The sequence below is a fragment of the Pseudonocardia sp. DxW genome (assembly GCF_058448985.1).
Map to the genome: position 1 here is coordinate 137,579 of NZ_JBZFLK010000004.1, position 13,718 is coordinate 151,296.

The 13,718-nt window shown below is 73.8% G+C and carries 12 protein-coding genes; 10 read left to right on the forward strand and 2 right to left on the reverse strand.

From position 1 onward, the window contains the following. Positions 1 to 218: 218 nt before the first annotated feature. The 10 genes from ACVJO7_RS07900 to ACVJO7_RS07945 all read left to right on the forward strand — a co-directional run bounded on the left by ACVJO7_RS07900 (position 219) and on the right by ACVJO7_RS07945 (position 12,060). Entirely contained in the window at positions 219 to 1,538 is a 1,320-nt protein-coding gene (locus ACVJO7_RS07900; RefSeq protein WP_344024058.1) for an FHA domain-containing protein, read from the forward strand. 110 nt (positions 1,539 to 1,648) lie between these two features. Continuing rightward, positions 1,649 to 2,119: an FHA domain-containing protein FhaB/FipA gene (locus ACVJO7_RS07905; RefSeq protein ID WP_344024056.1), complete on the forward strand. Its 471-nt coding sequence runs from the start codon at positions 1,649 to 1,651 to the stop codon at positions 2,117 to 2,119. 137 nt (positions 2,120 to 2,256) lie between these two features. Next, positions 2,257 to 3,606, forward strand: a complete 1,350-nt coding sequence (locus ACVJO7_RS07910) for a PP2C family protein-serine/threonine phosphatase (protein ID WP_344024055.1) — start codon at positions 2,257 to 2,259, stop codon at positions 3,604 to 3,606. Then, on the forward strand, positions 3,606 to 5,090 hold the full coding sequence (locus ACVJO7_RS07915) for an FtsW/RodA/SpoVE family cell cycle protein (RefSeq protein ID WP_491672315.1): 1,485 nt from the start codon (positions 3,606 to 3,608) through the stop codon (positions 5,088 to 5,090). Before ACVJO7_RS07910 ends, ACVJO7_RS07915 begins: the two co-directional genes overlap by 1 nt. Further along, entirely contained in the window at positions 5,087 to 6,556 is a 1,470-nt protein-coding gene (locus ACVJO7_RS07920) for a peptidoglycan D,D-transpeptidase FtsI family protein (RefSeq protein ID WP_491672316.1), read from the forward strand. Before ACVJO7_RS07915 ends, ACVJO7_RS07920 begins: the two co-directional genes overlap by 4 nt. 49 nt (positions 6,557 to 6,605) lie before the next feature. Further along, positions 6,606 to 8,339: a serine/threonine-protein kinase gene (locus tag ACVJO7_RS07925; protein WP_491672317.1), complete on the forward strand. Its 1,734-nt coding sequence runs from the start codon at positions 6,606 to 6,608 to the stop codon at positions 8,337 to 8,339. Between the two features lie 115 nt (positions 8,340 to 8,454). Further along, entirely contained in the window at positions 8,455 to 10,431 is a 1,977-nt protein-coding gene (gene pknB, locus ACVJO7_RS07930) for a Stk1 family PASTA domain-containing Ser/Thr kinase (protein ID WP_491672318.1), read from the forward strand. Positions 10,432 to 10,459: 28 nt separating this feature from the next. Next, on the forward strand, positions 10,460 to 11,095 hold the full coding sequence (locus ACVJO7_RS07935; protein WP_344024047.1) for an aminodeoxychorismate/anthranilate synthase component II: 636 nt from the start codon (positions 10,460 to 10,462) through the stop codon (positions 11,093 to 11,095). A 186-nt stretch (positions 11,096 to 11,281) separates the two neighbouring features. Next, positions 11,282 to 11,542: a cell division protein CrgA gene (gene crgA / locus ACVJO7_RS07940; protein ID WP_344024045.1), complete on the forward strand. Its 261-nt coding sequence runs from the start codon at positions 11,282 to 11,284 to the stop codon at positions 11,540 to 11,542. A 62-nt stretch (positions 11,543 to 11,604) separates the two neighbouring features. Continuing rightward, positions 11,605 to 12,060: a PH domain-containing protein gene (locus ACVJO7_RS07945; protein WP_491672319.1), complete on the forward strand. Its 456-nt coding sequence runs from the start codon at positions 11,605 to 11,607 to the stop codon at positions 12,058 to 12,060. Positions 12,061 to 12,092: 32 nt separating this feature from the next. Here the strand turns inward: ACVJO7_RS07945 and ACVJO7_RS07950 are convergent, their stop codons facing one another. Next, positions 12,093 to 12,914 (reverse strand): rhomboid family intramembrane serine protease, encoded by an 822-nt coding sequence (locus ACVJO7_RS07950; RefSeq protein ID WP_491672320.1) that lies wholly within the window; start codon positions 12,912 to 12,914, stop codon positions 12,093 to 12,095. Between the two features lie 229 nt (positions 12,915 to 13,143). Further along, positions 13,144 to 13,689 (reverse strand): peptidylprolyl isomerase, encoded by a 546-nt coding sequence (locus ACVJO7_RS07955; protein ID WP_344024039.1) that lies wholly within the window; start codon positions 13,687 to 13,689, stop codon positions 13,144 to 13,146. Positions 13,690 to 13,718: the final 29 nt, after the last annotated feature.

The window sequence follows — 13,718 nt, forward strand, 5'->3', positions numbered from 1 at the left end:
GAGCGACGAGGGAAAGTTAGCACCCCGTCCGGAGGGGCCGTGCAGGGGGGTCCGCGCGGGGGCCCGCGGATGCGCCGCGCAACCGGCAGGGGTACATCGGAGGGAGGACCGCGGAGACGCCCGCGACCGGTTCGGTCGGGCGCCGCCGGGTCCTCCGGTTAGCACAGATACGATCGGCGACACATCACCGACACGCCGATGCGGACGGAGGAGATCATTTGGGCCGCGTGGATCGCTTCGAGCGCCGTCTTCAGGGGTTCGTGGGCGATGCGTTCGCGCGGGTCTTCGGAGGCAGCGTCGTCCCACAGGAAGTCGCACAGGCGCTGCTGAGGGAAGCCGAGGACAACGTGGAGCAGCTCGCCGGGGGTCGCCTGCTGGCACCCAACCGGTTCACGGTGCTGCTCAGCCCCAGCGATCTCGACCGGATGGCTGGCGACGAGGACGGGGTCGTCCGATCCCTGTCGTCGCACGTGGCGAAAGAACTCACCGACCAGGGATGGGACACCTACGGTGAGGTCGTAGTCTTTCTGGAGCGCTCCGAGGCGCTGCACACGGGACAGTTCCGCACCCGCTCCGCTGTCGACCCCGACGCTTCCCGTCGGGCCGCCACCAGAGCACGCACCGCAGGAGAAGCACCCATGAGCCAGCAACCGGGCCACCCCGAGGACAACGGGCAGTACGGATACGACCGGGGCGCCCCCGGCGGATACGGCCAGCAGACCTACGCGCCTCCGGGGTACGACCAGGAGCAGGGTCAGCAGGGCGGCCAGTACGGCCAGCAGCAGGGCGGGTACGACCAGTACGGCCAGCAGGGCTACGGCCAGCCCCCGCAGCAGGGGTACGACCAGTACCAGCAGCAGGGTGGCGGGCAGTACGGCCAGCAGCAGGGCGGGTACGACCAGTACGGCCAGCCCGGCTACCCCCAGCAGGGCGGCTACCCGCAGCAGGGCGGGTACGCGGACCCGAACCAGGGCTACGGCGGCGGCTATCCGCAGCAGCAGCCCGGCTACCCGCAGCAGGGCTACGAGCAGGGTTACGACGGCTACGGCCAGCCCCAGGGCGGCTACGGCCAGCCGCAGGGCTACGCCCAGCCCGGCTACCCCCAGCAGGGCGGCTACGACCAGGGCTACGACGGCGGCTACGGCCAGCCGGGGTACGGCCAGCAGCCCGGCTACCCGCAGCAGGGCGGCTACGACCAGGGCTACGACGGCGGCTACCCGGCCCAGGGCGGCTGGGGCGCACCGCAGCAGCTGACCGCGATGCTGATCCTGGACGACGGGTCGAACCGCAACTACCAGCTGACCGAGGGCACCCACGTCATCGGGCGCGGCCAGGACTCCAACTTCCGGCTGCCGGACACCGGGGTCTCCCGCCGGCACCTGGAGGTCACCTGGGACGGCCAGGTCGCGACCCTGAACGACCTGGGCTCCACCAACGGCACCACGGTCAACAACTCGCCGGTCCAGTCCTGCCAGCTGACCGACGGCGACGTCGTCCGCGTCGGGCACTCCAGCCTGGTCTTCCGGACCCAGGGCTGAGCGCCCCGCGAGGGCACGTCAGACTGGACGACGGACGGCATCGGCCGCCCGCCCGGCGTTGATCGGGCGGGCGGTCCGTGCGATAACCGCGAGAAGGGCGAACGGGCGAAGTGCCGGAACTGGTGCTGCAGCTGACCAGAGGTGGCTTCCTGGCTCTCCTCTGGCTGTTCGTGCTGCTCGCGCTGCAGGTGGTCCGTTCGGACCTGTACGCGGCGTCCGGCCTCAAGGCCGCGGTCCCCGGGCGGGGCGGTGGCCGGGGCGGCCGGGTCCGCGGCACCGGCCGCGGCAAGGTCGCCCGCCAGCTGCTGGTCACCCAGGGCCCGCTGGCCGGCAGCCGGATCACCCTGGACTCGCGGCCGATCCTGATCGGCCGCGCCGACGACTCCACGCTCAAGCTGGACGACGACTACGCCTCGACCCGGCACGCCCGCATCTCCCAGCAGGGGGACGACTGGTACGTCGAGGATCTCGGGTCGACGAACGGCACGTATCTGGAGCGGGCTAAGGTCTCCGGGCCCACCCGGGTCCCCCTGGGGACGCCGGTCCGCATCGGCAAGACGGTGATCGAGCTCCGATCGTGACGCGCTCGGACTGCAGATGAGCGAACGACCATGACGAAACCGCCGCGACCCTCCGCTCCCCCGGTGCCGCGGCCGCTCGACCGGTCCCGCGGCGCGGGATCGCCCCGACGTGCCCCGACCGAAGCCGGAGCCGCCCCGTGACACTGGTTCTGCGCTACTCGGCCCGCAGCGACCGCGGACTCGTCCGGCAGAACAACCAGGACGCCGTCTACGCCGGTCCGCGGTTGCTCGCGCTCGCGGACGGCATGGGCGGGCACGCCGCCGGCGAGGTCGCCTCCTCGCTGGTGATCTCCGCGCTCGCCCCGCTCGACGACGACGTGCCCGGCGACGACCTGCTCGCCGATTTGCGCGACGCCACCCACGACGGGAACGACGCGATCTCCCGGCACGTCGCCGAGGCCCCCGACCTGGAGGGCATGGGCACCACGCTGACCGCGATCCTGTTCGCCGGGTCGCGGCTGGGCATGGTGCACGTCGGCGACTCGCGCTGCTACCAGCTGCGCGGCGGCGAGTTCGCCCAGATCACCAAGGACGACACCTTCGTCCAGTCGCTGATCGACGAGGGCCGGATCACCGAGGAGGAGGCACACACGCACCCGCAGCGCTCGCTGCTGCTGCGCGCCATCACCGGCCAGGACGTCGAGCCCTCGCTGTCGATCCGCGAGGCCCGCGCCGGGGACCGGTTCCTGCTCTGCTCGGACGGCCTGTCCGGGCCGGTCAGCGACGAGACCCTGAAGCAGACCCTCGAGGACTACCCGGACCCGCGCGAGTGCGCCGACCGGTTGATCGAGCTCGCGCTGCGCGGTGGCGGGCCGGACAACATCACGTGCATCGTGGCGGACGTGGTGGACGTGGACTACGCCGACGACGCGCCGATCATCGGCGGCTCGGCCGGTCGCAACCCGCGCGCGGGCGACGGCGACTACCAGCGCGACGAGCGGGTGCCGCACTCCTCCGCGCAGCGCGCCGCGGCGACGACGCTGCCCCGGACCGAGCCGGTCCGGCTGGAGCCCGCCCGCACCGAGGAGCCGCGCCGCCGCCGCGGGCTGCGGACCGTGCTGGCGCTGCTGGCGGTGCTCGCCGTGCTGGTCGCGGGCCTGTTCATCGCCCGGGCGATGGTGCTGCAGCAGTACTACGTCGCCGTCGACCAGGGCCAGGTCGCCATCTACCAGGGCGTGCGCGGGAACGTGCTGGGCGTGCCGCTGCAGCGGGTCGCGGAGCGCTCGGACATCGCGCTCGACGACCTGCCGCAGCCGGTGCGCAGCCAGATCGCCGATGGCATCCTGTCCGACGACGGCGAGGCCGGCGCGCGGGAGACCGTGGACCGGCTGCGCGAGCGGATGCTGCCGCTCTGCTCGACGCTCAACCCGCCGCCCGCGCCGGTGGTCGTCGCGCCGCCCCCCGAGCCGGGGGCCCCGCCGGTGACCACCACACCGTTGCCGACCGTGACCCCCGAGCCGGGCCGGAACTGCCGGCTCGACGGCTGATGGCCAGGGAGGGCTCCGTCGCGGAGCCGACCACCCCGACCGGCCGCGGGATCGAACTGCTCATGCTCGGCCTGGCCGCGGTGCTGACGACCGGCGCGCTGGTGCTCGTCGAGGCCAACCAGGAGCAGTCGCTCACCACCGACCTGCTGTTCGTCGGGCTCGCCTACCTGGTGCTGTTCGCGCTCGCCCATCTCGCGGTGCGCTGGCTCGCCCCGTACGCCGATCCGCTGATCCTGCCCTCGGTCGCGCTGCTCAACGGCATCGGCCTGGTCATGATCCACCGGCTGGACCTGGCCCGGGCGGCCCGCGCCGAGCTGCTCGGCCGGGACGCCCCGTCCGGGCTGATCGGCGCGCAGATGACCTGGACGGTCGCCGGGCTGAGCCTGTTCGCGCTGGTCCTGTTCTTCCTGCGCGACCACCGCACGCTGGCCCGCTACGGCTACACCGCCGGGTTCGTCGGCCTGGTGCTGCTCGCGCTGCCGGGCATGCTCCCGTCGTCGATCTCCGAGGTCAACGGCGCGAAGCTGTGGATCCGCATCCCGGGCGGCCCCGGCATCCAGCCGGGCGAGTTCGCCAAGATCCTGCTGCTGATCTTCTTCGCGGCCTACCTGGTGCAGAAGCGGAACCTGCTCTCCACCGCGGGCCGCCGGTTCCTCGGCATGGAACTGCCCCGCGCCCGGGACATGGCGCCGCTGCTCGCCGCCTGGGGGCTGTCGGTCGGTGTGCTGGTGTTCCAGCGCGACCTGGGCAGCTCGCTGCTGATCTTCGGCCTGGTGCTGGTCCTGCTCTACACCGCCACCGAGCGGATCTCCTGGATGGTCATCGGGCTGTCCGCGTTCGCCGTCGGTGCGGCCATCGCGTACCAGCTGTTCGGCCACGTCCGGGTGCGCGTGCAGATCTGGCTGGACCCGTTCGCCGACTACGAGGGCGGCGGGTTCCAGCTGGCCCAGGCGCTGTTCGGGCTCGGGACCGGCGGGGTCGGCGGGACCGGGCTGGGCGCGGGCCGACCGGATCTGGTGCCGTTCGCCGAGTCCGACTTCATCTTCTCCTCGCTGGGCGAGGAGCTGGGCCTGATCGGGCTGGCCGCGATCCTGATCGTCTACCTGGTACTGATCACCCGCGGCCTGCGCACCGCGCTGGCGGTGCGCGACTCCTACGGCAAGCTGCTGGCGACCGGCCTGTCGTTCTCGATCGCGCTGCAGATCTTCGTGGTGATCGGCGGGGTGACCAAGCTGATCCCGCTGACCGGCCTGACCCTGCCGTTCCTGTCCTACGGCGGGTCGTCGCTGCTGGCGAACTACGCTCTGGTGGCGATCCTGCTGCGCATCTCGCACGTCGCCAGGGCGCCGCTGCCCAAGCGGCCCGCGCAGCCGCGCGCCCCGATCGCCGAGGCCAGCACCGAGCTCGTCCGGCGGCCCGGCGGCAGCGGCGACGGGAACGGAACCAGCCCGACACCCGCGTCCCCGGAGAGGAACGACCCGTGAACCGCCCGGTCCGCCGCGTCGCCCTCGCCGTGATGGTGATGATCGTCGCGCTGCTCGCGAACATCACCTACGTGCAGGTCGTGATGGCCGGCCAGTACCGCGACGACCCGCGCAACCAGCGCTCGCAGATCGACGAGTACTCGCGCCAGCGCGGCCAGATCACCGCGGGCAGCGAGGTGCTCGCGCAGAGCGTCGAGTCCGGCGGCCGGCTGCGCTACGCCCGCGAGTACCCGGCGGGCCCGGCGTTCGCCCCGATCACCGGCTTCCTCTCGACGGTGTACGGCAAGGGCGCCCTGGAGCGCTCCGCCGACGAGGTGCTCAACGGCACCGACGACCGGCTGTTCGTCCGCCGGATGTCGGACCTGATCACCGGCCGGGACCCGGCCGGCGGGAACGTCGTCACCACGATCGACCCGGACGTCCAGCGGGTCGCCTACGACCGGCTGAACGACCAGGGGTTCACCGGCGCCGTCGTCGCACTGGAGCCGCAGACCGGGGAGATCATCGCGATGGCGTCCACGCCGTCGTACGACCCGAACCGGCTCGCCGCCGCCGACGCCGACGAGCAGCAGGCCGCCTGGCGCGAGTACAACAACGCCGACCCGAACCCGCTGACCAACCGGGCGATCAACGAGATCGAGCCGCCCGGGTCGACGTTCAAGCTGATCACCACCGCGGCCGCCCTGCAGAACGGCTACACCCCGGAGAGCCGGCTGACCGCGGCCCGCAGCATCCAGCTGGCGGACTCGACGACGACGCTGGAGAACTACAACGGCTCGGCCTGCGGCAGCGGCGAGACCGCCTCGCTGGCCGAGGCGCTGGCCCGCTCCTGCAACACCGCGTTCGCCCAGCTCGGCGAGGAGCTCGGCGCCGACGCGCTGCGCGCCCAGGCCGAGGCGTTCGGGATCGGCGGGTCGAACCTGCAGATCCCGATGCCGGTGACCGCCTCGCAGGTCGGGCCGATGGAGGACACGCCGTCCACCCAGCAGTCCGCGATCGGCCAGCGCGACGTCCGGCTGACCCCGATGCAGCTGGCGATGATCGGCGCTTCGATCGCGAACGGCGGCCAGACGATGGCGCCGCACCTGATCCGGGAGATCCAGAGCCAGTCGCTGGACGCCGTCGACACCACCGAGCCGGACCGGCTGGCCCGCGCGGTGCCAGCCGACGTCGCCCGGACGCTCACCGACCTGATGATCGGCTCGGAGGACCGCACGCAGGGTGGCGGCAAGATCACCGGCGTGCAGATCGCCTCCAAGACGGGCACCGCCGAGCACGGCACCGACCCGAAGAACACCCCGCCGCACGCCTGGTACGTGGCGTTCGCCCCGGCCGAGAACCCGCGGGTCGCGGTCGCCGTGCTGGTGGAGAACGGTGGCAACCGGGCGCAGGAGGCCACCGGCGGGTCGATCGCCGCGCCGATCGGCCGGGCCGTGATCGCCGAAGCCCTGCGGGACGCCCAGTGAGCCCGGGTCGCGCCGGGCGCCCAGCACGGCGCAGGCCCCCGGCGGCGCCGTGAGCGCGCTGGCAGCCGGACAGCTGATCTCCGATCGGTACCAGCTGGACCGGCGGATCGCGGTCGGCGGGATGGGCGAGGTCTGGGAGGCCTCGGACACCCGGCTGGGCCGCAGCGTGGCCGTCAAGGTGCTGAAGTCCGACCTGTCCGACGACCCGGAGTTCCTGCACCGGTTCCGGATCGAGGCCCGCACGGTCGCCTCGCTCGACCACGGCGGCATCGCGTCCGTGCACGACTACGGCGAGGACGACGCCCCCGGCGGCGGCGGGCGGACCGCCTACCTGGTGATGGAACTCGTCCGCGGGGAGCCGCTGTCGACCCGGATCGGCCGCGGGCCGATCCCGGCGGACGAGGCGCTCGACATCCTGGAGCAGGCCGCCCGCGCGCTGCACGCCGCGCACGAGCGCGGCTTCGTGCACCGCGACGTCAAGCCCGGCAACATCCTGCTGCGCACCGACGGCATCGTGAAGCTCACCGACTTCGGCATCGCGAAGGCCGCCGACGCCGTCCCGGTCACCCGGTCCGGCATGGTCATGGGCACCGCCCACTACATCGCGCCGGAGCAGGCGTCCGGTGAGGAGGCCGGCCCGTCCGGGGACGTCTACTCGCTCGGCGTCGTCGGGTACGAGTGCCTCGCCGGGGTCCGCCCGTTCCGCGCGGAGAGCGCCGTCGCGGTGGCCATGATGCAGGTCCGCGACGAGCCGCCGCCGCTGCCCGGCGAGATCCCCGAGCGGGTCCGCGAGCTGATCGCGTCGGTGCTGGTCAAGGACCCCACCGAGCGCTACGCCGACGGCGCCGAGTTCGCCGACGCGGTCGCCGCGGTGCGCCGCGGGCACCGGCCGCCGCCGGCCGGCATCCCGGCACCCGCCGGCGACGCCCCCGGGTTCCGCCGGGACGACGAGCAGCACGATCCGGCGCCCCGGCACGGCAGGCGCGAGCCCGGCCCGGACAGCGGCCGGGTGCCCCGCTCGCCGCGGCACGGCGTCGACCGGGACCCGGGTGCCGCCGCCGAGCGGGACCGGCCGGCCGGCCGGTCCCGGTCCGGTCCGGCCCACCCCGCTCAGGCCGGCTCGGGCCAGGCCGGCTCGGCTCAGACCGGCTCGGCTCAGGCCGGGTCCGGTCAGGCCCAGGCGGGGCAGCTGCCGTCCGGGCCGCAGCAGCGCCCGGTCACCGACCCGTCGGCCCGCCCGCCCGGACCGCCCTCCGGTCCGCAGCAGCGGCCCGGCTCCGGGCCGCTGCCGGTGCCGCCGCCCGCCCAGCCCGGCTCGCCGCCGTACGGGGCGCCGGTCCGCGGGCCGCAGCACGCGGTGCGGCCGGCCGGTCCCGGCCGCCCGGGGTACCCGGGGCACGAGCAGCCGGGCCGGCCGGGCCCGGCGACCCCCGGGCCGCAGCGGCCGGTGCCGTCCCGGCCCCCGGTGCGCAGGCACGACGCCGCGGACCGGCCGGTCGAGCAGCACCCGTCGGGCCCGCTGGACCTCACCCCGCGCCGGTCCGGGCGGGCGAAGGCCTGGCTGGCGGTGCTGTTCGTGCTGCTGACGGTCGCCGCCGTGCTGATCGCCGTGATGATCCTGCGCGAGACGTCGCCGGGCGGCGACCGAACCGGCTCGCTGGGCGTCGGCCCGGGTACCGTCGCCGAGGCCGCCGGGCCGGAGGCGGACCGGGCGGGACCGGCGGGCGACCGGGCCCCGCTCGCCGCCGCGCCGTCCCGCGGGAGACCGGAGGTCCCCCGGTGACCCCACGGAACGGACGGTCCGGCGCATGTGACGACCGCACCACGGTGATCCGCTCGACCGACCTGCATGATGAGTACGCCTCCGACGGCTCGATGACTACGGGAACCCTGAACCGATGACGACACCGCGACTGCTCTCCGAGCGCTACGAGCTGGGCGACCCGCTCGGCTACGGCGGCATGTCCGAGGTCCACCGCGGCCTCGACACCCGGCTCGGCCGGGACGTGGCGGTGAAGGTCCTGCGCGCCGACCTCGCCCGCGACCCGCAGTTCCAGCTGCGCTTCCGGCGGGAGGCGCAGAACTCGGCCTCGCTGAACCATCCGGCGATCGTCGCCGTCTACGACACCGGCGAGATCGAGTCCGAGTTCGGCCCGCTGCCCTACATCGTGATGGAGTTCGTCGACGGGCAGACGCTGCGCGAGATCGTCAAGACCACCGGCCCGATGACCCAGCAGCGGGTCGTCGAGGTGATGGCCGACGTGTGCGCCGCGCTCGACTTCTCGCACCGGCACAACATCATCCACCGGGACGTGAAGCCGGCCAACGTCATGATCAACGGCGTCGGCGCCGTGAAGGTCATGGACTTCGGCATCGCCCGCGCGCTGGGCGAGGGGCAGAACGTCACGCAGACCGCCGCGGTGATCGGCACCGCCCAGTACCTGTCCCCCGAGCAGGCCCGCGGCGAGGCCGTGGACGCCCGGTCGGACGTGTACGCCGCGGGCTGCGTGCTGTTCGAGCTGCTGACCGGCGAGCCGCCGTTCACCGGCGACACCCCGGTCGCGGTCGCCTACCAGCACGTCCGGGAGGACCCGCGGGCCCCGTCCGAGCTGAACCCGTCGGTGCCCCCGGCGCTGGACGCGGTGGTGCTGAAGGCGCTCAGCAAGAACCCGGCCAACCGCTACCAGTCGGCCGCTGAGATGCGCGCCGACCTGGTGCGGGTGCGCAACGGCGAGCCGGTGCACGCGCCGCTGGTGATGAGCGAGTACGAGCGCACCCAGATGATGGCGCACGACGACGCCACCGCCGCGATGGCGACCCGGCGGATGGACGGCGGGGGCGGCCCGCCGACCGGCCGGCACGTCATGCCCGGCGGCTACGACGACTACGAGGACGAGCCGCGCTCCGGCCGCGGCCGCAAGATCGCCCTGTGGCTGGTCGTGCTGGCCGTGCTCGGCCTGCTCGGCTTCGTCGGCTACCAGATGTTCTCCAGCTCCGGGCCGGACCAGGTCGCGGTGCCCGACGTGCTCGGCCAGACGCCGGACGAGGCCCGGGTCACGATCACCGGCGCCGGACTGTTGTTCGCCCAGGAGAACCAGCCCTCCGACGTCGAGCAGGTCGGGCGGGTGGTCCGCACCGACCCGGGCGGCGGCAACCAGGTCGCCGAGAACAGCCGGGTCACCGTGTTCGTCGGGACCGGGCCGGCCGAGGTGACCGTGCCGTCGCTGGCCGGGAGCACCCCGGAGGAGGCCGAGGCGCAACTGCGCGAGACCGGGCTGCAGGTCGGCGGGCGGACCGAGCAGGACACCTCGGACGCGAGCCAGGTCGGGCGGGTCATCTCCTCGGACCCGGGCCCCGGCCAGCGGGTGCCCGGCAACTCGTCGGTGTCGCTGGTGATCGGCCGCGAACAGCAGACCATCGCGGTGCCGGACGTGTCCGGCAGCTCCGCGGAGGAGGCCAGGTCCGCGCTGCGCAACGCCGGCTTCAGCTCGATCGAGACCAGCGAGGTCGACGGCGGCGGCAACGCCGGCTCGGTGGTGGGCACCGACCCGTCCGCGGGGACCAGGGTGGCCCGCGACCAGACGATCACCATCCAGGTCAGCCGCGGCAACCAGACCCAGATCCCGAACGTCGTCGGCCAGCGGGTGGACAACGCGGTCAACACGCTGCGCGAGGCGGGGCTGTCGTTCTCCATCCAGACCACCGACGTGTCCGACCCGTCGCAGAACGGCGTGGTGCTCAGCCAGGACCCGGCGGGCGGCTCGCAGGCCTCCGACGGCCAGCAGGTGACGCTCACGGTCGGCCGGGCGTCCGGTGGCGACACCGGCGACGGCGGGGACACCGGCGAGACCCCACGCGGTTTCCCGTTCGACTGATCCCGGCACTATCGGAGAGGGTGGGACGGTGCGCGTCCTCGTCGTCGACAACTACGACAGCTTCGTCTACAACCTGGTCCAGTACCTGGCCCAGCTCGGCGCCGATCCGGTGGTCCGGCGCAACGACGAGATCGAGCTCGACGAGCTCGACGAGGTCGGTGCGGTGCTGGTCAGCCCCGGCCCGGGCACCCCGGAACGGGCCGGCCGCAGCGTCGAGGTGATCCGGCGGGCCGCCGGCCGGGGCACCCCGCTGCTCGGCGTCTGCCTGGGCCACCAGGCGCTCGCCACCGCCTGGGGCGGTGTCGTCGAGCGCGCGCCGGAGCTGCTGCACGGCAAGACGTCGCTGGTGTTCCACGACGACGTCGGGGTGCTGCGCGAGCTGCCGTCGCCGTTCACCGCGACCCGGTACCACTCGCTGACGATCGCGCCGGACGGCCTGCCGCCCGAGCTGCAGGTCACCGGCCGCACCGAGACCGGGCTGATCATGGCGGTGCGGCACCGGGACCTGCCGATCGAGGGCGTGCAGTTCCATCCGGAGTCGGTGCTGACCGAGGGCGGGCACCGGATGCTGGCGAACTGGCTCCGGCAGGCCGGGCACGCCGTGCCGGAGGACGTGGTGCAACGGCTGTCGGACGAGATGGCCGGGCTGGTCGCCGACGTCTGAGATGCCCGACAGGCATCCGTTCGTTTCGGCCGTGTGACGCAGTCCGGCCGGTATCCGCGCTACCGTGGTGGTGGATCTGTCCGGGTCGGCCGCTCCCCGGTGCGCCGCCCCGTCGCAGGTCCCGCCCCCGGCCGGCGCACCGGCCGGACACTGTTGCCCGACCGACGAACTGCACGAGGTCCGACAATGCCGAAGTCGAAGGTCCGCAAGAAGGCGGCGTACACCCCGCCCCCGGTCAGCCGCACCCCGCAGAAGGTGGCCGGGCCGACGCACCCGGCGTATCTCGCCGTGATGGTCGCGATGTGGATCCTCGGCCTGGGCTGGCTGGTGGTCAACTACCTGGCCGCGCCGTCGATCCCGTTCATGGCCGCGCTGGGGAACGGCAACTTCATCATCGGGTTCTCACTCATCGTGATCGGCCTCTTGATGACCATGCGGTGGCGCTGACCTGCAGAAACACATCGACGTGAGTTATCCTCACTGTGGATGGCGGCTGTGGACAACTCACGTTGAGCACCCTGGGTGATCATCTCGGGCGGCGGTCCTGGTCGACGCCGGCGGGGGTCGTCGCGCTGCTGTGGCTGCTCGCCGCGGCCGCTGCCGGCTGGCTGACCGCGCTCGTCGGCACCGGGGCCGATCCGGCCGGATGGTTGATCGCCGGCGTCGCGGCGCTCGGGTTCGCGCTCGCCGCCGCGTCCGGCACCCGGGCCCGGCCGCGGCTGGAGGCCGGGCCGGAGGGGATCACCGTGCGCCGGCTGACCTGGACCCGGCACGTGCCGTGGGGCCGGGTGGACGAGGTGCGCGTGCTGCGGACCCGCCGGCTCGGCCGCGGGTCCACGGTGCTGGAGCTGGAGCTGGACCTGCGCGACGCCGACGGGCACGAGCGGCTGGTCGTGCTGGGCCGCCCCGAGCTGGGCGAGGACCTGCAGGAGGTGGCCGACGCGCTGGCCGAGCTGCGGCCGTGACCCGGCGCGGGACCGCGCCGGGTCAGGCCAGGTCAGGACAGGACAGCGCCGAGGGCGATCAGGGCGACGGTGACCAGGGTCAGCCCGGTGACCGCGGCGGCCTGCACCCGGCGCCGGTTCGGCGAGCCGGCACCGAGGTAGAGCAGCGCGGCGGTGACGGCGGCACCGAACACCAGCCCGCCGAAGTGCCCCTGCCAGGAGACGGCCGGGATGACCAGGCTGATCCCGACGTTGACCGCGATCAGGGTCAGTACCTGACCGGCCGGCATCCGGAGCCGGCGCAGCAGCACGACCAGGGCGCCCATCAGCCCGAACACCGCACCCGACGCGCCTGCGGTGAAGCCCATCGGGTTGCTGAGCAGCATCACCGCGGCGGAGCCGCCGAGCAGCGAGACGCCGTAGACGGCGAGGAAGCGGGCCCGGCCGAGCACCGCCTCGACCTCCCGGCCGATGATCCACAGGGCGAACATGTTGAACGCCAGGTGCAGCGGGCCGATGTGCAGGAAGCCGGAGGTGAGGATCCGCCAGATCTCGCCCTGCCCGACCGCGGCCGGGACCAGCGCCCCGGCCCGGAACAGCCAGGAGTCGTAGTTGGCGTTGAGGCTGCCGGCCATCGCCACGGTCAGCGCGAAGATCGCGACGTTGGCGACGATCAGGCCGGGCACCAGCACCGGCCGGCCGGTGCGGCTGGCACCGGCGACGTTGCGGGCCCGCGGCACCGCCCGGGAGGACTGCGCCAGGCAGTCGACGCAGTGCTGGCCGACCGATGCGGGCCGCAGGCACTCCGGGCAGGCCGGCCGGTCGCACCGGGTGCAGCGCAGCCCGGTCTGCCGGTCCGGGTGCCGGGCGCACACCGGCGGACCGCCCTGCGCGGGCGGCGGGGCGCCCGGCGGCGGGGTCGGCCCGGGCGCACCCGGCCAGGACGGTCCCTGCCCGTGGCCGCCCGGGCCCCACTGCGGCTGCGGGTAGCCGGGCGGGGCCGGGTAGTACGGCTGTCCGCCGGTGCCGGCCGGACCCGGGGGCTCGTGCGGCCCCCGGGGCGTACCGGGACCGGGGGACTCAGGTCGCTCGGTCAGGGCGGACTCAGCTCCGCTCGATCTCGACCTTCTCGATGACCACGTCGTTGAGCGGGCGGTCCGCCTGCCCGGTGGTCGTCTGGGCGATCCCGTCCACGACGGCCCGCGACTCGGCGTCGGCGACCTCACCGAAGATGGTGTGGCGCCGGTTGAGGTGCGGGGTCGGGCCCACGGTGATGAAGAACTGCGACCCGTTCGTCCCGGGGCCGGCGTTCGCCATCGCGAGCAGGTAGGGCCGGTCGAACTTGAGCTCCGGGTGGAACTCGTCGCCGAACTGGTAGCCCGGGCCGCCGCGACCGGTACCGGTCGGGTCGCCGCCCTGGATCATGAAGCCGCTGATCACCCGGTGGAAGATCGAACCGTCGTAGAACGGCCCGGAGTCGCCGCCACTGGCGTTCGGCCCCGTGTAGTCCTTGGACCCCTCTGCGAGCCCCACGAAGTTCGCCACCGTCTTGGGGGCGTGGTCGCCGAACAGCTCGACGCGGATGTCGCCCTCGTTGGTGTGCAGGACGGCCGTCGTCTTGGCGTTTCCTGGTTCCGTCACGGCTACCATCGTGCCAGTCCGCAGCCGCATCCGTGGGA